This window comes from Zhurongbacter thermophilus, from assembly GCF_026184435.1.
Lineage (GTDB): Bacteria > Coprothermobacterota > Coprothermobacteria > Coprothermobacterales > JAADFF01 > JAADFF01.
The window spans coordinates 574,468-594,427 of the sequence record NZ_CP046447.1 but is presented as its reverse complement, the minus strand read 5'-3'; the positions used below and the strand labels follow the sequence as shown (position 1 = coordinate 594,427).

Annotated in this window: 13 protein-coding genes and 3 pseudogenes; 2 read left to right on the top strand and 14 right to left on the bottom strand. The window is 40.7% G+C overall.

Going from position 1 to position 19,960, the window contains the following annotated elements; all coding sequences use genetic code 11:
- Positions 1-57: 57 nt before the first annotated feature.
- Complete coding sequence (locus GM182_RS02675) at positions 58-1,140, bottom strand: hypothetical protein (protein WP_449187055.1); 1,083 nt, start codon at positions 1,138-1,140, stop codon at positions 58-60.
- Between the two features lie 104 nt (positions 1,141-1,244).
- Here GM182_RS02675 and GM182_RS02670 point away from each other — a divergent pair, with 104 nt between their 5' ends.
- Positions 1,245-2,024 (top strand): zinc dependent phospholipase C family protein, encoded by a 780-nt coding sequence (locus GM182_RS02670; protein WP_449187054.1) that lies wholly within the window; start codon positions 1,245-1,247, stop codon positions 2,022-2,024.
- A 2-nt stretch (positions 2,025-2,026) separates the two neighbouring features.
- On the opposite strand, the gene GM182_RS02665 is transcribed toward GM182_RS02670, so the two are convergent.
- A complete protein-coding gene (locus GM182_RS02665) occupies positions 2,027-3,556 on the bottom strand; it encodes an MFS transporter (protein WP_449187053.1) in 1,530 nt (509 codons plus the stop codon).
- A 16-nt stretch (positions 3,557-3,572) separates the two neighbouring features.
- The gene (locus GM182_RS02660) at positions 3,573-4,730 is read right to left on the bottom strand and encodes an esterase/lipase family protein (protein ID WP_449187052.1); all 1,158 of its coding nucleotides are present in this window, start codon (positions 4,728-4,730) and stop codon (positions 3,573-3,575) included.
- 111 nt (positions 4,731-4,841) lie between these two features.
- Between GM182_RS02660 and GM182_RS02655 the strand changes: the two genes are divergently transcribed.
- Positions 4,842-5,756: a bifunctional enoyl-CoA hydratase/phosphate acetyltransferase gene (locus tag GM182_RS02655; protein ID WP_449187051.1), complete on the top strand. Its 915-nt coding sequence runs from the start codon at positions 4,842-4,844 to the stop codon at positions 5,754-5,756.
- A gap of 53 nt (positions 5,757-5,809) precedes the next feature.
- On the opposite strand, the gene GM182_RS02650 is transcribed toward GM182_RS02655, so the two are convergent.
- The 11 genes and pseudogenes from GM182_RS02650 to GM182_RS02600 form a co-directional block, all read right to left on the bottom strand.
- Positions 5,810-6,634, bottom strand: a complete 825-nt coding sequence (locus GM182_RS02650) for an HAD family hydrolase (RefSeq protein ID WP_449187050.1) — start codon at positions 6,632-6,634, stop codon at positions 5,810-5,812.
- Positions 6,635-6,638: 4 nt separating this feature from the next.
- Complete coding sequence (locus tag GM182_RS02645; protein WP_449187049.1) at positions 6,639-7,187, bottom strand: RsmD family RNA methyltransferase; 549 nt, start codon at positions 7,185-7,187, stop codon at positions 6,639-6,641.
- The gene (locus GM182_RS02640; protein ID WP_449187048.1) at positions 7,187-8,248 is read right to left on the bottom strand and encodes a pyridoxal phosphate-dependent aminotransferase; all 1,062 of its coding nucleotides are present in this window, start codon (positions 8,246-8,248) and stop codon (positions 7,187-7,189) included. Before GM182_RS02640 ends, GM182_RS02645 begins: the two co-directional genes overlap by 1 nt.
- A gap of 11 nt (positions 8,249-8,259) precedes the next feature.
- Positions 8,260-10,758 (bottom strand): ATP-dependent DNA helicase RecG, encoded by a 2,499-nt coding sequence (gene recG / locus GM182_RS02635; protein WP_449187047.1) that lies wholly within the window; start codon positions 10,756-10,758, stop codon positions 8,260-8,262.
- Complete coding sequence (fakA, locus tag GM182_RS02630; RefSeq protein ID WP_449187046.1) at positions 10,758-12,350, bottom strand: fatty acid kinase ATP-binding subunit FakA; 1,593 nt, start codon at positions 12,348-12,350, stop codon at positions 10,758-10,760. The genes recG and fakA overlap by 1 nt, the downstream gene beginning before the upstream one ends.
- A 15-nt stretch (positions 12,351-12,365) precedes the next feature.
- On the bottom strand, positions 12,366-12,698 hold the full coding sequence (locus GM182_RS02625) for a hypothetical protein (RefSeq protein ID WP_449187045.1): 333 nt from the start codon (positions 12,696-12,698) through the stop codon (positions 12,366-12,368).
- On the bottom strand, positions 12,688-13,398 hold the full coding sequence (locus GM182_RS02620) for a molybdopterin-guanine dinucleotide biosynthesis protein MobB (protein WP_449187044.1): 711 nt from the start codon (positions 13,396-13,398) through the stop codon (positions 12,688-12,690). Before GM182_RS02620 ends, GM182_RS02625 begins: the two co-directional genes overlap by 11 nt.
- 5 nt (positions 13,399-13,403) lie before the next feature.
- A complete protein-coding gene (locus GM182_RS02615; RefSeq protein WP_449187043.1) occupies positions 13,404-14,096 on the bottom strand; it encodes a thiamine diphosphokinase in 693 nt (230 codons plus the stop codon).
- A gap of 67 nt (positions 14,097-14,163) precedes the next feature.
- Positions 14,164-16,917 (bottom strand): annotated as a pseudogene (locus GM182_RS02610) (hypothetical protein); the annotation flags it as partial.
- Positions 16,918-17,031: 114 nt separating this feature from the next.
- Positions 17,032-18,477 (bottom strand): annotated as a pseudogene (locus tag GM182_RS02605) (RNA polymerase subunit beta); the annotation flags it as partial.
- A 1,104-nt stretch (positions 18,478-19,581) separates the two neighbouring features.
- Positions 19,582-19,956: pseudogene (locus GM182_RS02600) on the bottom strand (hypothetical protein); the annotation flags it as partial.
- Positions 19,957-19,960: the final 4 nt, after the last annotated feature.

Sequence of the window (19,960 nt, the reverse complement as noted above, 5' to 3'; positions counted from 1 at the left end):
CAATAAAATAATGGGGGCATTATGCCCCCACTTATACCTTAATCAAATTGTTTTCCTTTATGCTATTGCCATGGCATCGGCAGGTCTGGTGTCCATAACCTCGTACTCCGTAACACCTTCTGGTAATGAAACAATCTTCGAACGTTTGACCTTAGTTGGACCAATGCTTATTTCCATGTCTCCCCTTCTTATGACTCTAGGTCCTATAGTCTTGGTGTATGTTATTTTAATACCCCATACTCTCCTTCCAAATCGTGTCTCGAACCAATCTGGCCCCTCAAACTGAATATCTTCGGCATCAGCAGGTAAATATACTCTTTTAGCCCTTCTCTTTTTACCTCTTCTTACCTTTGGTAGTTCGTATACAATCCATAAAACTTTTGCATCACCATATTTTGCCTCTGTCGGTATATACTCAGAGGCTTTTTTCTCTTCCTCCTCAAGTCTTTCAATATACTCCTCGATATCTTCTTCCTGCTCCATGTCACTCTCATTGAAGTACTCAAACTCTATATCCCAACCGTTATATTCAGCAACAATATTGGCCAAATCTATAGTCCTATTAAATTCAGCAACTGTCATATCCCTCAATTTGACCAAAGCATCCACATCGAAAAGCATAACAAAGATTTTTCCAAATGTCGTAAAAACCCATACCTCTGCCTTTTTCTTTAGAGCGTACAGTTTTTCCTTGCTATCTGCATATAACATGCTGAAACGTATCTGACAGAATAGTTTTCTAATATCGACCTCTATCTGGGTCTTGTCTTCATAAACTGATTTCTCTATCTCTTCAAGAAGCATATCAACAACTTCCTGAAGATGCTTTTCAAAATCAGGATACTTGTCTTTCCCCCATGGAGAATATTCTTTGTTCCATCCCCTTACCTTAGCTATCATATTGGCAAGACGTACTGTAGCCCTATTCTGTTTAATAGCCTCTTCTTTCAAAAGATCAATCTTGTCTCCAAATTTCTTCTTCCAAAATGGAGAATGTGTTAGTGTACATAAATAATCTGAACGCTTTTTAAGCTCAGTAAGAACCTCAGGAGACTCCGCAATCATCATCTCATCACGAATAATACAGTTGATTCTGGCAATATCCTCAACATTGTTAACAGGTCCATATATCCACCCCATACCTACCACCCCCTTATTTGTATTATGACACAATACCATTTATAAAATACCTAATATTCTTATGTTCTATGCATGTGGCATAATAAAAGGGCGGGGGTGATAACATGCCATCAGAGTTCTTACACAGTATAGTGGGATTAAAAGTTGCAAAGACACTGGGAATGCTCGGCAAACAAACAATGAAGTTGATTGTATTAGGTAGCCAAGGTCCAGATATCTTTCTATATATGCCATTTGAGAAAGACATCTATATATTCGGCAAAGCACTTCATGATCCCAGAAATGCCCCCCTGTTTATAAGGCAATTAGGAGAAAACCTTCGAAAAGAATACCCAGCATTTGCCATAGCATACGCCTCCCACTACATACTTGACGAGTTCCTACACCCATATATCAATGCACGAACTAAAGATAGTATTACCCATGGACAGTTAGAAAGGGCCATTGACAGGGCATATATGGAATATATAGGTAAACCTTTCATCGGATTCAAGATATCAACTGCATTGCCTGATAAAATACCCTACCATATAGACATTGCCATGCGGGATAGCATGAAATCTATTCCTATTGAAAAACCATATCTCGTGGGCTACTACTCAGCAGCATATAGATACATGTTACTCTACCAAAAAACATACGACTATGCGCCAATACTCATCGAGGGACTCGCATACAGTCTATCTAAGTTGGGAATATCCTATTTGTGTCAAGGTATTAGACATATACCATTTAAAGACCCACTAAATATTAATAGAAAAGCATGGATATATAATGGAGAAATTCATCATGAAGATGTTATATACCTTGTCAACCGTGCAATAGAAGAAACAGTGGAAAGAGGGAGAGCCTATCTTAAAGGCTCCCCCTTGATAGTAGACTAAGATTAGACAGATATTTTTTCTGGTTCGTCTGGAACCATTAGCATGATAGCAGCACCTAACAGGAACATAATGGAGAGAGATAGTATTCCTAACCTCTGGTTGTTGGTGGTTCCAGTAACAATACCAACTAGCAATGGCCCCCATATAGCTGCAAACTTACCGGTAAAGCTCATCAAACCATAAAACTGTGCAGACCTTTCATCAGGTACAAATCTACCAAAGAATGAACGACTAAGAGCCTGAATTCCACCCTGAGAAGTTCCAACAAGGAATGCCATAATCCAAAACTCCCACACAGTATCAAGGAAATATCCCCATACACTGATAAATGTGTAAACTCCTATAGCCACAAGTATAGACTTCTTTGCACCAATTTTATCTGCCATATAAGCATACAGAAGAGCAAACGGAAATGCCACAAACTGAACCATAACAATAGCACCAATTAGTGCTGTTGTGCCCAATCCTAAAGATTTACCATAACCTGCAGAGAGCTTAATAATAGTAGATACACCATCTATATACAGAATATACGCAAGGATAAACAAGAGAGCATCTCTACTCTTTGCAAGGGCTTTCAAGGATCCCCATAAATCTCCAAAAGATTTGCCTATAACCTCACCAACAGATAGTTTATGGTCGTAATCTGTTTGACGCTCCTTGACAAAGAGAATGATGGGAAGAGAAAACAAAAGCCACCAGGCACCCACCATAACAAAGGAAATACGAGAAGCTAGAGCTTTATCGGGCATAATCATAATGACAATAAATGACAAAATAAGAAGAATACCACCCCCGATATAGCCCACAGCATAACCTAAGGAGGATAATATATCCATCACAGTAGGCTCACCATGGGATACATCAAGAAGCAATGAATCATAAAAAACATTAGCCGATGCAAACGATATGGCAGATATCACATACAAGGTTGCCCCAAGTACCCACAGATCAGGCTTTGTGAAGAAATAAAGACCGGCACTAGACAATGCTCCAGTTAATATAAAAAATGTTAGAAACTTCTTCTTACCACTAAGGGTGTCGGCAAGGGCACCAATAATAGGTGCTAAAACAACCATTATTGCCGTACCTATAGAATTTATCAGACTAAGAGTGGCAAAAGCCTGTGCCGATGAAACATGATCTTTCCACTTCTCAACAATAGAATGATAAAGATTAGGATTGTTATCCTTGACATACTGAAGAAACTTATCGGCATCAGAGGGATTCAAACCACTAGCAGACATAGAACTCTTGACATCATTAATCTGCTTAAGTAAATCTTCATCACCTATTTTATCGGCAATATTATTGCTTGTCCAAAACTGAGAAAGCCATTCCCTGACTTTCCCCAAATCCTCACCAAGACGACCCTTTATAAATGCCTCCATCTGATTCTGGAAGTAAATAGGAAAAACCGTTGTTGTAATAACCGTAGAATAACCAGAATTAGCCCAGTCATAAAAAGCCCAAGATAGCTGTTCGCAGTCGAATACATAACCCATAATACGCATCTTAAATCTACATCCCATACTCCACTCCTCCTTCTTATGTAATAACAGCAGGTAAGATATGTTGAATAAAATAGTCGGTAGCCCTTAGTGGGGTCTCATGATCCCCCATGATATGGGGCAATTTTTCTACCATATCACCTATAATCCCTTCTCTACTACTCTCCATGGGTACAGCACCATCGTTGTTAGACCAGTTTTCATATCCCATATGCTGACCCATGAATGCCATAAGTCTTGCCGAAAATAGATAACTGCCAACAGAGGCAGGATTTTTTTGGGCTTCCTCAAGCATGGAGGCAATGATCTCAGGAGATACATCTATCTCCAACCACGGAGCTACCGTAAACACGGGGACTTTGTCTTTCCATACATAAGGCTCGTCATGCCATAACAAATATTCATGAGCAGGAGACACGACAAATTGCTCCGATGCAAAAAGCATCTCACGAATCTGATACAACCCCATCATAAGCTCACGCATACGTCCCCATAATCTTTTAAAATCGCTGTAAGACATATACATGTAATCAATAATAGGTGTGCCTTTATGAGGACTTGCAATAGTAACAACACTTCTAGTAGGATACTTCCGTGCAACCTCACGGGCTACAAGTCCACCAAAACTGTGCCCAATAAGAATAGGAGGTGTAGAAGATAAAGTTTTACTGCGTTTCATCAGGTCAATAAGGTTCTGAGCATGTTCCTCCAGGGTCAAGTAATGAGCAGGATAAACATAGGCATAGATTTTTACCCTGTTCCTAAAAGGTCTAAGGGCACTTATAAAGTGTAAAAAGGTTTGAAACTTTGTCTCATAATACCAACGACCAAAACGTTTATCGGGAGGAGTTAGCTCCACCCTCCACAGTCCATGAATAAAAACAATTGGAATACGATCTTCATGCTCTCTCTTATCACGACCTTCAAGAGGATCATCGGGATTAACAGAAAACAGACGTGGTTCGTGATAAAAAAGCTTGGCTGGAACAACACATACTTCTTTAAATGTTTGGTACGGGGGGATGTCAAAATCATAATGTTCTGTGTTGTTTAAGATAATAGTACGGAAAGGAATTTTCTTACCAGATGAGGTTATTCCCACAAGCTTCAAATACTTGTAGGACTTCATCTCATCGGTAATGTGTAAATGAACTCTGCCTTGATGAACGGGAAGGCACTCAATTATTCCGTCCACCTTATCGCCTCCCTTCAAAAGGAAATCCTAAGTTTAATTATAGCAACAGCCTACGCCCCTGTGAGGGTAATATAATAAAAGAGGTATACCAACAAAAAGGAGGGAATTAGTATGTTGAAAAACTTTGATGAGCTAATAGCGAAGGTAAAGACAGGAAAATCTGTCAGAGTAGCCGTTGCCCAGGCTGATGACACAGAAGTTATCAAAACTGTAAAAATGGCACTTGATGAGGGAATAGCAACATTCTATCTAGTGGGAGAAAAAGAACCTATCCTCAAGAAGCTCGAAGAGGTAGGGTTATCTGAAGACGGTGAGAAGATAAAGGTACTTCACACCGATGATCACGCTGCTGCCGCTGCAGAAGCAGTAAAACTCGTAAGAAACGGGGAAGCAGATGTTGTTATGAAAGGACTCATTCATACAGCTACATTCCTTAAGGCTGTACTTAACAAAGAGTGGGGACTGCGCCCCGGTGAAAAGGCTCTATTGTCCCATGTTGGCGTATTCAAACTACCTCTTTACGATAGATTTCTCCTTCTTAGTGATGCAGCCATGATTCCAGCTCCAACATTAGATCAGAAGGTTACCATTATCAACTATGCCGTAAAGGTTGCTCACGCACTTGATATTGAAGAGCCTAAAGTGGCAGTATTGGCAGCTGTAGAAACAGTTTCTACAGCCATGCCAGCAACTATCGAGGCTGCAGCTTTAGCCGTTATGAACCGTAGGAAGCAGATAAAGGGCTGCATTGTTGATGGCCCACTGGCACTTGACAATGCACTTAGTGAAGAGGCAGCAAAACACAAGGGCATCGAATCTCCTGTCGCCGGTAAAGCCGATGTGCTTATAGTACCTGATATCGAGGCTGGTAACATCCTCTACAAATCCTTTACATTTGGTGCCGGTGCTAAAATGGCAGGAGTTGTTGTAGGGGCAACAGCACCAGTAGTGTTAACATCACGTGCAGACTCTGCCGAGAGCAAGTTCTACTCCATTGCCCTTGCTGTTAAGATGGCACAGGTGTAAAAAAACTCAACAAACAAAAACAGAGGGGGGACTATAAGTCCCCCCCTTTTTTATTATTTCAAAGCTATATTATTTATTGCCCATGCCACCCCACATTCATCATTTGATGGGGCAATATACCTTGCATGTTTTTTTACATCATCTGGAGCATTGACCATAGCAACAGGATAGCCTACAAGCTGCATGATACCAATATCGTTGTAACCGTCTCCCATAAACAAAACCTCGTTAGAAGTTACATCAAAGTATTTCATAAGAAATTTCAAAGCCTCTTCCTTCCCTGTACCATAACCGAATAACTCCCAGAAAGACTCATGCTTTTCTGCTCTTGTCTTTACTGGAGAAAATGACTTGTCACCGAATTCTGTATAGAGTATCTCTATTAGCTCCCTTATCTTCTCCTCTTCACCCACAAGGGCAATCTGGGCTACATTATCTTTTATATATGCCAAAACATCACCATAACGATGTCTCCACGATGATGCATCAAAGTAATCTCTCAGTTCTACACCACTGTATGGCTCTTCCATTACCATGTCTTTTTCATCAAAAAAGTCAGTATACAAAACATAAAATATGCCCATATCCTTAGCAAGCTCATATGCCCTACGGGCAACATCTCCTCTTAGAGGTAATGCCCTAATAATATTCTTAGAAAAACCATGGGTAATTAATGCTCCATTTTGGAATACCATGGGCACATCAAGATTAATATGACCTACAACGCTGTTGGCTGAATGCCTGCTTCTACCTGTGAAAAAGGTTACAATTTTCCCATTATCAAGGGCTTCCTTAATAGCATCTATATGACACTGAGGTACTGTTTTCTTGCTATCAAGCAGTGTGCCATCAAGATCGGAGACAATAAGCTTAATCATACAATCACCCCTTGTATCTCAGTATTTTGAGCACAGTATCACCACGACTAAGGTCTTTAACAACTTCAAACGCTTCATGATCTTGCCACTCACGGGGAGACGATTGGATGATGATCCTCTTTAACATGGGAGTTTTATCCCACTTCAGCAAGGTATCGTATATCTTGGGAATAAAACCTTTATCATATGGAGGACCAAAAAAGGCAATATTTATATCCTCTCTTAACGAGGGTAATATCCTAAGAACATCTCCAACAATGACCTCTGCCCTGTCCTCAACACCCAGTGATTTCAGATTATTTTTAATAAGAGATGCTGTTTTTCTGTGTTTCTCAATAAAAATAGACTTCTTAGCACCTCGACTAATAGCCTCAATACCAACAGCTCCCGTACCGGCAAACGCATCAAGAAAAATGGAATCTTCCACTAAAGTTCCCAGAGAATTGAACAATGCTCCCCTAAAGACTTCAGCAAGTGGTCTCAGTCCACTCTGTTTATGCCAACCACTTTTGATGTACCTGCCTCCCAACTCTCCACCAATAATACGCAGCATCATTTATCCTCCAACACGATATCCGCAAAAACCTTAAGAAATTTACCAACAGATATACGGTCACCGGCACTGATACGGATAACTTCCTTGCGATTTTCCATGTCGGCATATATGAGTCTGGTTAGAACCCTATTCCGTCTCAGTCTCTTCCATGTTCCAGCGGGAGCTTCTACAACAAGAAAATTGGTCACCGAGGGATAAACTTTCAGCCCCATACCCATTAGAGTCTGCTTGATTTTATACAGGCTATCTTTTAGTTTCCTAGCATTCTCATACGCATAACGGGAATATCTCAGTGCCTCAGTAGCCACAACCATAGATGTTGTAGATACGACATAGGGTTGTGAAACACGACTTAGTATGTCAACAATTTCGGGAGATGTTATAGCATAACCTATACGCAAACCTGCCATGGCAAACCCCTTGGAGAAAGTTCGAACAACAATAAGGTTATCATACTTAGAAACCAGTGGTGCTACACTAAAACCGGAAAACTCGTAATATGCCTCATCTACCACAACGATACCTTTCGATACCTTTAAAACTTCTTCCATCTCCTCAAGTGTAAAAATCACCAGATTTCCAGTGGGATTATTGGGATTACATAAAAACAAAACATCTGCCTCTTTGGCATGGTCTATAATATCTTCTAACTTTGAGCTAAATGTATCATCCATGGGAATAAAATCAACCTTGGCACCACGCTTAATGGTTTCTTCCGCATATACAGGATATGTAAATCGAAGCATGGAGGCAACTTTTCCCTCCCATAAAAATGCATCGGCAATATATGTCAATATACTATCTGCACCCGGTCCAACAAATATATTGTGTGAAGATACATTGTTGTAAAGAGATACTTCATCTTTAAACTCCTCGAGAATCTCTAAAGGGGTATACCTGTTAACGTATTCCCATGCCTTTTCATAAGCCGTTTTTACAACCATCGGAGGCAATGTAGGATTTTCATTGAGAGACAACCTTATATAACCCTCTATCGGCTCGACATTAAAGGGCTCAACCATCAACAACGTTTTTTTTGCCAGCGACCTTATATTCACACTCTTCCCCCCTAACCTACAACAATAAGTTCCATTTTATCTTTGCCAAATACATGTGTTAGATAGTCCCACAGATATGGTGCATCTGTCTTTATATTATCAACTTCTTCGACATACTGAAATGCCAGCTTTCTTGCAGGATCTATAAGGTCGGTATCCTTTAAAAGATCCGCCACATTCATACCCCAAAAACCATGTTGTCTTGTGCCAATTAATTCACCAGGCCCACGCATTTTCAAATCTTCTTCTGCTATTTTAAAACCGTCACTGTATTTCACCATAATTTCCATGCGTTTTTTACCTTCTTCACTCTTAGGGTCGGCAATAAGATAACAAACACCTGGTTTATTACCTCTACCTATCCTTCCCCTCAGCTGGTGCAGTGAGGCAAGCCCAAAATGATCGGCACTTTCTATTACCATGACTGTGGCATTGGGCACATCAATACCAACCTCAATGACTGGTGTGGCAACAAGGATATCTATCTCATGGTCTCTAAATTGCCTCATTACTTCTTGCTTTTCCGCTTCCGTCATACGACCATGTAGCACCCCTATACGATACTCTTTAAACTGCTGACTAACAATCTCCAGCACCTGTTCAAGAGACATCACGTTTTTAAATGCCTCATATTCCGAATCTTCAATAAACGGCACAACAATGTATGCCTGCTCTCCTTTATCAAGAAACTTCTTCACATCGGCATATACAAGTGTTCTATACTTGGAACGCCTCCATATAGTCTTCACACCAGCTCTCCCCGGTGGCATTTGTTTGATGGTAGAAACATCAAGATCACCATAAACTGTCATAACCACAGTTCTTGGAATAGGGGTTGCTGTCATGACAAGCACATCTGGCATAATATTTCTTGCCTTTGCAAGAAGGTTTGCCCTCTGTATAACACCAAATTTATGCTGCTCGTCGATGAGGGCAAATCCCAAATCTCTAAACTCTACATCTTCCTGTATAAGGGCATGAGTTCCAACAACAACGCTGGTCATACCAGATCGTATCATGTGACGAATTTTCTCTTTCTCCGATGTCTTCATTGAACCCAGAAGAAGTTCTACATCAACACCCAATGGTTCAAGATATTTCTTGAACACCATGTAGTGCTGCCCCGCGAGAACAGATGTAGGTACAAGTATAGCAACCTGCTTTCCATTCTTTGCCGCTATATATGTGGCGAGAGCGGCAACAACCGTTTTTCCTGAACCAACATCACCCTGTAAAAGTCTATTCATGGGATGAGGGCTTTGCATATCTGCTTTTATCTCTTCCCACGCCCTCATCTGGTCATCGGTAAATTGAAAGGGCAAAGAGGAGAAAAATTTCTCTTCCCACTCGGGCTTTACCGTATAAGATATACCTTCACTACCCTTAATAACCTTTTTCTGGTAGGCAAGAACAAGTTGTATAGCAAATATTTCTCTTAGCGCCAAGGCTCGCCTAGCATCTTCCCATTCTGCCAAACTCACCGGAAAGTGAAGTGCCATTAGATTTTCTCTATACGACCTATCTTCATCAAGTTGACGAACAAGACGAGCAGGAAGTATGTCATCAATGGCTCCCATATACTTCCTCAAAGCATTTCTAACAATTTTCTTCATTGAACCTTGTGATATTTCTGACAAGGTAGGATATATAGCCTCAAAAGGAAAGTTGGCATAAGTCTCAACATCTATCTCCTGACTAAACATAGATGTATCCAATTTCTTTATTCTCTGAGAATTAACCCCCTCCAAGGTAAGTCCTAATTTTCTATCTCTTTTTAGCTTGCCTGTTACCTTAACTCTATCACCAGCTTTTATGTTCTTCACCCAGTATTGGCTACCCCATACCTTGATAGCAATCTGCCCTGCCGATGTCTTCAGTGCTACTATCGTTAGTTTCCTTCCGCTCTTAACAGGAACAGGTTTTATATAAGCAATAACTCCTTCAAGAGTTACAAGTTTATCAAGATCATCGGGAGAAACACCGGTCTTGGCAACACGTGGTTCTATCCTCAATGGTAAAAGATGAGACATGTCCCATACAGAAGAAATTCCAAGCTTCTCCTTTAATGCCCTTCCCTTCTTAGGTCCTACCCCCTTAACATACTTTACATCTATTTTCCACGGACGCTCTTTAACTTTGGTCTCTTTAACAGCCTTCTCAATAAACTTCTTACGCCACCTGATAGTATTCTTCACAAGAGTATCATCACGCTCACCTGAAAAAATATTTGCTCCATTGGACTGGGGTTCCTTTTTATAACCAGAAAGCATATCCAAAAATTTAAGGAGGGACTTTACAGCCCCTCCTCTATCAACTTTATCCATTTCATGCCACAGGCGAAGTTTATGAGCTATATTCTTAGCACTAATAGCCAAAGCGGGAGGCAAATAGCGAGCATACTTATCAAGTAGAGATATAACCTTCTGTCTATCTTCTAACGCAAACTTTTTTTTCTTCAAAACATCCTGAAGAATAGGCTTCAGCTCTTGATATAATTTTTCTTGCTTCACTACACCTCACCTAGCACCATATAGGGATATACCCTTTGCCCTCCAAAGTGAACCTCATATTCCACATCTTCATTGTCGCCAATAATCTCTTCTAAAAGCTCTTCTGTTTCCTCTACCGTCTTATCTTCCCCCACAAACACAGAAACCATAGATGCTTCCTTCTCTTCAACCATATACTCAATAAGTTTACGAAGAGCTTCTTCTACTGTATCAGCTACATCAAGCAAATCATCATCAACAATAACAAGCGCCATGCCTTCCTTAATATCTTTACCATTTATCTTTGACTTTCTAACTGCTCTTGTAATAGAACCTACTATAATGTCATCACGCACATCTCGTGCAATTTGTAGTATCTCATCGGGATGCATACCGGGCTCGAGGTTCATGAGTATGGCAGCAGCTTCTTGCATAGAATGGGTTGGAATAACATACACATTTTTCTTAACAAGCTTATCTACCTGATGGGCTGCCCCTACTATATTTTTATTGTTTGGCATCAGTATAACCGTATCGGCGGGCGCATGCTTAACAGCATCGGCAAGCTGTCTAACACTAGGATTCATCGTTTGACCACCAGATACAATGACATCAACCCCCAAGCTCTGAAGTATCTCAGCCCAACCTTCGCCATCGGCAACGGCAACAATAGCGAGATCTTTTTTCTTCTCTTCAGCCATCAGTCCTTCCATCTGGGCATCCATATTGTCAACCTTTATCTTGATAATACGACCATGCTTGGCAACCTCAGATAACACTTCAAGAGGTCTATCGGTATGAACATGGAAGTGAACAACATCTCCATCTTTACCTATAACAATGGAATCACCGATTTCCACAAGATACGATTCTAAATCAAAATTATCGTCAAATACAACGGAACATTCTGTACAAAATGGATATTTACTTTCACCCTCCATCATAAGAGTAGGCTTCTTATCAGGGGTAAATTCTTCAGATATAATAATCTCCTTACCTGTAAGAGCCGACTGCATACCCTCAAAGAAAATAGTAAGCCCGTAAGCTCCTGCATCGACAACACCTGCTTCAGCCAGTACATCGAGCATGGTTGGAGTCAGCTTTACTGTCTCCTTAGCCACTTTTATAAGGTCTTCAAACATATTTTCAAAATCTATATACTTTTTTCTTTGAGGATATAGCTCCTCAGATACTCTCCTAATCAGCGTTAAAATTGTACCTTCAACAGGTTTTACAACAGAGGAATAAGCTGTTTTTCTGCCACAGTCTAACATCTCTATAAAATGCTCAGGTTTCATCTCAGGCTCCTTAAATTTCTTGAGATAATTTCCAAACCCCTTAAATATCTGAGATAGAATAACACCTGAGTTTCCCCTAGCACCTGTCAAGCTACCACTAGCGATAACACTACCAAGATGAGAAAAGGTTGTGGGATTTTCCCTCTCCATAAGTGCCTTTACACTCTGAAGCGTTAGGTACATATTAGTACCCGTATCTCCATCAGGAACAGGAAACACATTAAGATCATTTATTTTATCGCGATACTTCTCTACTGCATTTATACCACCAACAAATAGTTCTCTAAGGTCCTTAGCAGAAACCACTGGCTTCACCATCTTTCACCTCCACTATGAGACATGTAGTTTTATATCAAGCATATATTTTCTTATGCTCATTTTTTCCCTAAGGGTATAGTCTATCACTTCTCTAAGATTTTTCACTATTACAGCAATAGGCATCTGGCCTTTGATGACAACATGCAATATGATATGTGGAACATTATGCTCTATGCCAACAAATATTCCAGGCCTGTATGCATGAATTTTTTCTTTAAAAAGTTCAACATACTGAGAAGGATGCCATGAGCTGGCAGGTTTTACGCCATACACATTTTTCATGTCTTTCTCTATCCACTTAGCTATTGCTTCGGGGGTAATAACTGCATACTTTTCAATCTTCATGTTTTTCCCTCCCCAAATAAATCTCTACAGAGTGATAATCTCGAGGCACTCCCTTCAGGTTATTAACGAGTGATTCTATAACAGAACGATAGAGTTTCTCGATAAAAGGAACAAGGGGTACTTCTTTACCATCAATGATTATACGCATTGTACTTTCCCACAGTTCACATGTTCGCTCTTCACCAGCCAGAACGGCATCTACATATTCTTGGCATGTGTCCACCCCACACTTTCCACAATTTAGCATCATCGGAATAGTCCATGTCCTGGACAAAATATCATCAACAAGTTCTTCCACTTCTTCGTCTGTAAGTGACTGTGGACTCTCCACATGCCATAGTGTATACAGACTATCACCCTTTCCATTACCAACCTTAAGCCAGGGAATTAGTAACCCGTGAGGCGTCCCCTCATACAAAAGAAAATCTGCACCAAAATCTCTCATTAAGGCAAACAGTTTATGGATGGGTAGATGCCCTTTGGCATAAACAGCATAAATATCTTTACCAGTAGCAACAACAGTATCAGCAACCGATAAATACTGCTCTGTATCTTTACCCTCATCGGCAAAATGCTCTGTATGTGGTGCATGTTTGAAAACAAAGGGCTTATATTCCCTTTCTTTCAGAACTTGAAGTATCCTCTTACCCAGAGTTGTCTTTCCACTATTATGATCTCCAACAATAGCAACTCCTTTCATATACATCACCTTCCCTGAGGGTATTTTAACAAATATGGTTTATCCTCACGGCCAATAATAACCCATAACTTCCCGTCACTATCAATAACAACATTATCTTTGACAACTATATTGGAAATAGGTGGTAAGTTTTCGCGTTTAAATAATCTATTTTCAACTTCCCAGAGCACCCCACGAAGTGTGAGAGTAACCTCATCATCGTAGGGAACAAACGAAATAGACGTACCTTTAGGCAAAGCATATGTTTTCTGACCTTCTACAAGCTCTATGGTCTGATACCCTGTATAGCCTACCATCGTATCAAACATGTGGCTATACATACTAAACAAAGATAGATTCCCTAAAAAATGGTCCATTTCCCCTCCCATGATACCGATAATAGTTAGATGTTTTATACCCACAGTATAAACGATTTCGATGGCACGTTGTCCATCAGTATAATCTTTATCCCAGTTAGAAACGAGAAAATAAGGAACCGATTTTCCCCTCAGTGTAGAAATCAAATCCATGCGTGATATGGAATCTAAATCACCAATCACAATGTGAGGCATGATACCCTCTTCAAGCAGATGATGGGTCCCCCTATCCACCCCTATAACGAGTGTATCACTATCAGCTGGAATATTACCTCTAAAATAGCCACTAAGCGATACTATAGCCCTTTTATACGGCCTTTTTATCAATTGCCTTACGTTCACAAGCACCACCCCACAATATAAAACAAGGGGGGACAAAGTCCCCCCCTTGTATATAGAAGCAGAATTGTTACTCCTCTTCAATAATCTCTTCTTTACCCTCTACTCTAATCTTAAACTGACTGTCATCGTATATACCTGTACCTGCAGGAATCATGGAACCAACAATAACATTCTCTTTCATTCCCACAAGCCTATCAACCTTAGATGCAATAGCGGCATTAATAAGGGCTGTAGCTGTTTCAAGATAAGATGCTGCAGCCAGCCAAGACTCGGACAGTTTACCGACATCTTTTGTACCCCAGATCTTACGCTTACCCCTAGGGGTGAGAAGACCTTTGGTCTTAAGATACCTATACTCGGCCTCAAACCTATACAGGTCAACATCATGGAACGGAACAAGGATATCACTGTCACCATCGTCATAAACTTCAACCTTACTAAGCATCTGAGACATGATAACCTCAAAGTGCTTATCGTTGATATCAAATTGGAAGTCAACATAGATACCTTCGATAGAGGAGAACAAGAAGTCGGCAACAGCCTGTAAACCAAAGTTATCAAGAAGCATCTGCAAGAACACTCTTGGATATCTGACAACTGGTCTATGGAAACCTCTCTGTCTACTGACAACCATAAGGTCACCTGGAAGGATATAATCTCCCTCTTTGAATCTCGGTCTGAATCTAATATCAACCTCTCTTCCAAGTACAGGGTCAAGATATCTAAATGGCATCCATGCAAAGGCCAGTTTATAAGATCCAAACTCGTCTTTGGTAATCACATACATCATTTTATCTTTCACTTCAACTTCGACAACGTGTCCATCAACAGAGGATAGCATTGCCAATGGCTGAAGTTTTGCCCTCTTCTGGTCAAGAATCTCCATTGTTGGGTCAAGACCAACAAACTGTTCGTAGACAAATTCCTTAACAGAGATGTCATCACCTTCAAATAAACCTTTGATAAGACCAACAAGTTCCTTACGGGCATCATCGGTGATATCCTTAACTCCCATACCAATAATTCTGTCATAAAGCGCCTTAACCTCTTCGGCATTTCTACCTTTGATACCAGCTGTCATAAGGAACCAAGAAGGTAGCTTGGCAAGATATTCAACAAACCTTGCAGATATTGAAGCAAGGTAAGACTCTATCTTTCTTGATAGTCTTGATGTAATATCATCGTTGGATACAATATCATCTATACCTTTCTTCAGATTTTCAAGCACTGCAGGAGCAAACACCTTATCAAGATTATCTATCTGTTCAAAGATGTATTCATAGATATCGGCACTGAGACCTCTCCAGTTAAATTCATTATTGATAAGAGTCTGTATGGTCTCCATTATGGAAAGCAGACCATTCATATAACTGTCAAGAAAATCGTTTACATACACACGAAGGGCCTTCTCTTCACTGCTTGTCATTTCTTTCAGGTTGCTTATCTCTTTAACAAGTATGTCTTCCTTTGCACTATCAAATTCAGCCCTAATACGCTCATCTATATTTCGAATTACCTTGTAGAAGTCGGTAATAGGTTTGACAATACTCTGGAGGAACCTACGCTCATCTTTATTAAGACCAGAATCAGGAGTTGTTGATACCGCCTCAACCAGACGCAAACCAGAATCTTCAGATGTAATCTCCTCACTCTTAGCACCAACAGTACCACCAGTGTGGAATGTTCTGAGTGTCAGCTGTGTAGCCGGTTCACCAAGTGACTGAGCAGCAACAATACCAACAGCCTCGCCACGTTCAACAATAGCGTGTCTGGCAAGGTCTTCACCATAACACTTCACACATACACCGTATTCTGTCTTACATGTTAGCGCACTCTTAATGTACACATGGTCTACTCCATGCTCTCTAAACTTATCAATAAGTTCTTTGTCTATATATTGACCAGATTGTGCAAGCACCTCACCAGTCTTTGGAGATACCACATCATCGGCTAGGAATCTACCCTTAATTCTTGCAAAGAAGTCTTTGATATTATCACCCTCGAGGTTCTTCAGGGTTCTAAACATAATACCGTCTATTCTTCTAACAAGAACTTTGGGCTCGTAGCCATTATCTTCTAATATCTTCTTTAGTTTATGCACAAGCACTGGTGTAATGACAGTACCAGCAGGTATAGAATCCCCATTCTTCAATACGATATCCATAGCAAGCTTAAACCTATTGTGGATAAGGTTCTCAAGGAAGTTCTCATCATCGAGGAAGGAATCAACATCAACCCACATAAGCTCGGTAAATACCTTAACCTTACCTGCGGCCTTATTCTGTATTTGCACAAACTTCTCTTCATCAATGAGCTCAAACTTCTTAACAATCACTTCACCTGTCTGGCTATCCACAATATCCTCAGCAGCAAGCCTACCCATAATCTCGTGGGCTAGATCTCTACCCTGATAGACATTCAGATCAACATCTTTGACTTCGTGGTCATCTTCTCTAACAACGATGGCATGAACAGCTTCCTCAAATCGCCTTGTGTTATAACCACCAAGAGATGTAGACAGAGCCGTATCAACCTGACCTTTTCTACCACCGTAGGTAGAGTCGAAGTATTCACGAACAGTCAGACCTTCTATGTATGAAGATTTAACAGGAATCTCTAGAATGTTACCTGTAGCATCGTATACGGCACCTCTAAATGCCACAGACTGTCTCAGCTGGTCAACATTACCTCTTGCACCAGAGATAATCATGATATACAGCGAGTTAAGTTTATCTGGTGCGCTTTCTGACATCAGCTTACGAAGATTGGCCTCAATCTCTTCAGATGCCCTACGCCATACCTCAATAATGGATGGTATTCTTTCTTCATAACTGATAATACCGTCTTCGTATGCCTCGTTAATACGCTCAACCTGCTCAAGGGCTCTGTTAAGTATTTCATCTTTGCCGGGCATAACCTGAACCTCTTGCAAAGATATAGTAGAACCAGAAACGGTTGCATAGTGGAAACCAATATCTTTAATTACATCAAGGAAATATTTCATGTCTGCAATACCGATAATGTCCACCATTTCGGTAATAAGCTTTTTCAGTTTCTTCTTATCGAGTGTTTCGTTAACGAAATCCAGTCTTGGCCCTTTATATTTCTCATCAGCATCTTCTTTAAATATCTCGAATCCTTTACCGAGGTATCGTGTAAGTCCATACTGTTTCATCCGTTTGCCTATCTCGTAGTTAAAGATAATACGACCGATAGTAGTATTACCTTTTTTACCTTCTGATTTCATCTTCTCAATCTCTTCTTTAGAGGCAATGAGTGGATACCATACCCAAGCATGGAGGTCTGCCTTACCAAGACGATACCTAATAAATGCCTCGTCTACAGATGAAATAACGCTACCTTCACCCTTAACACCTTCAAACGGCATAGTAAGATAGTAAATACCAAGCACCATATCCTGAGAAGGTGCGGCAAGCGGTGTTCCATTGGCTGGTGAAATGAAGTTTAGAGAAGATGCCATTATCAGTCTTGCCTCTGCCTGTGCCTGGTCACTCAGTGGCACATGAACAGCCATTTGGTCACCATCAAAGTCAGCATTAAATGGTGGACAGACCATGGCAGGAATAGAGATAGCTTTCATGTCAACAAGAACTGGCCTAAAAGCCTCAATAGAAGGTCTGTGAAGTGTTGGAGCACGGTTAAGGAGTACGTAGTGGTCCTTCACAACCTCTTCAAGGGCATCAAATATGCTATCGTCCCTACGATCTATAAGTTCACGGGCTTCTTTAAATGTTTCAGCAATACCCCTCTTGATAAGCCTGTTAATAAGGAATGGCTTGAATAGTTCAACGGCCATTTCCTTAGGAAGACCACACTGGTCAAGTTCCAGCTCAGGACCAATAACGATAACACTACGACCAGAATAATCAACACGCTTACCAAGCAGATTCTTTCTGAAACGACCTTCTTTCTTAACAAGGATATCAGTAAGAGACTTCAGCGGTCTACCAGAAGAATCCGTAACAGGTTTCTCTTTACCACTATTATCAAGAAGGGCATCTACGGCATCTTGAAGAAGTCTCTTTTCATTCTTCAAGATAATCTCTGGTGCCCTCTTATCCATCATCTTTTTCAGACGGTTATTTCTGTTGATAACACGTCTATAGAGGTCATTAAGTTCAGAAGTGGCAAATCTACCACCCTCAAGTGGAATAATAGGTCTCAGCTCAGGTGGAATAACAGGGATAACAGTAAGAATCATCCAGACTGGTCGCGACTCAGAGTGAAGGAATGCTTCCATAACACTTAGCCTTCTAACAATATTTCTACGCTGTGATTCACTAGTAACAACCCTTTCAAGATGTTTGAGATACTCAACCCATAGCTGCAGCTGATTCCCCTGATTATCAAAGTCTTTTTCAAGCACCTGCTGCACTATTTCAGCACCCATACCAAACTTGAACTCTGGTCCCATAATCCTTTTGATATTTTTAGCAACATCGTCAGTTAGCACATCAAGACCTGTAATATTAATTCTAATATCGGAAACTTGGATACGTGGTTGCTCAAAGAGAATAGCACCTTCCTCATCGGTGATATCTATTGTAGCTACCTCATTTTCATCAAGCCCCTTAGAAATATTGGTGAGATATCTTTCGGCATCTTCTGGGCTGACAAAGTACTCATAACGGCCTTCATAATCGTTTAGATATGCCTCTATGTACTCTTTTTCTCCCCACTTATATGCCTTACGCTCCTTGGAATCTATAACAATGAGTAGTTTGGGAAGAAAAACACTTAGCATGTTTAAAGACCCAAGGGATTCCTCATTGGGATACCATCTTTCTGCAGATAGACCTATATCCTGCCCTCTATTGGTAAGTCTTTCCCATCTACCATATCTGTTGGGTATACGGGATACAATTTCGGCAAACTCCTGGAGTTTATTACCACCATCAAGGTAATCTTTTAAAAGCGCAGCGGCAAAAGCCTTATAACCATCAAATGCTTTGTTCTGGTCATCGGTTGTCAAAAGAAGGTACTTCTTCTTATCAATAACATCTATACCACCTTCGCCAAAGAATATCTTCTTTTCCCCATCGAGAATGGACTTAATGTCCTTTTTGGTAATTCCAAGGAAAGACATAAGGAAGTTTTCCACTTTCTCTCTCAGACGCTTGCGAGCTTTCCATACCTGAGAAAGGTCAACATAGAGTTTCACAGGATAGTTTTCCTCATACAGCATAGAGAAAATAGCCTCGATAGCCTTAGGACCAGCTACAAAGCGTGGCTCACCCTTGATAACAACTTTTTCTTTTAGCTCCTTCTTGACCCTTGGGATATTAGACGGTATACGAGAAGACCCCTTTATCTCCTCAAGATCACGGCTGAAGTTTAAGAACCAGTTTTTCACCTTGAGCTCGCCCTCGCCGTCTACAACAACACCGGCGGGAACAAATGGACCACCGTCATCGGCAACAAGGTTCAGGTTCAAGTAAACAATATCCTTAACCTCTGGGTACTTCAAACCTAGGAGTCTTGGTAGTGGATAAGGGGACTTACCATAATACCATCTATGAGCTACAGGTGCGTTAAGAGTAATATGTCCCATCCACTCTCTACGCACCTTAGATGTCGTCACCTTAACACCGCAGTTTTCACATACTACATTTTCATACTTCTTGCCCTTGTACTTTCCACAAGCACACTCATAGTCCTTAATAGGACCGAAAATACGCTGTGAAAACAGACCGCCCTCTTCAGGCAAGTATGTTCTATAGTTAATGGTCTCAGCCTGTGTAACCTCACCATGAGACCACTTGAGAATGTCATCGGGAGATGCCAGTCTTATTTTTAGGGCATCAAATTTGCGAACCCTTTTCTTCTTTATCCTGTCCATAGGC

Excerpts from the sequence above, each read along its gene's own strand:
- GM182_RS02675 (WP_449187055.1), bottom strand. The coding sequence starts at position 1,140 with ATGGGGTGGATATATGGACCTGTTAACAATGTTGAGGATATTGCCAGA.
- GM182_RS02670 (WP_449187054.1), top strand. The coding sequence starts at position 1,245 with ATGCCATCAGAGTTCTTACACAGTATAGTGGGATTAAAAGTTGCAAAG.
- GM182_RS02665 (WP_449187053.1), bottom strand. The coding sequence starts at position 3,556 with ATGGGATGTAGATTTAAGATGCGTATTATGGGTTATGTATTCGACTGC.
- GM182_RS02655 (WP_449187051.1), top strand. The coding sequence starts at position 4,842 with ATGTTGAAAAACTTTGATGAGCTAATAGCGAAGGTAAAGACAGGAAAA.
- GM182_RS02650 (WP_449187050.1), bottom strand. The coding sequence starts at position 6,634 with ATGATTAAGCTTATTGTCTCCGATCTTGATGGCACACTGCTTGATAGC.
- GM182_RS02645 (WP_449187049.1), bottom strand. The coding sequence starts at position 7,187 with ATGCTGCGTATTATTGGTGGAGAGTTGGGAGGCAGGTACATCAAAAGT.
- GM182_RS02625 (WP_449187045.1), bottom strand. The coding sequence starts at position 12,698 with ATGAAGATTGAAAAGTATGCAGTTATTACCCCCGAAGCAATAGCTAAG.
- GM182_RS02620 (WP_449187044.1), bottom strand. The coding sequence starts at position 13,398 with ATGAAAGGAGTTGCTATTGTTGGAGATCATAATAGTGGAAAGACAACT.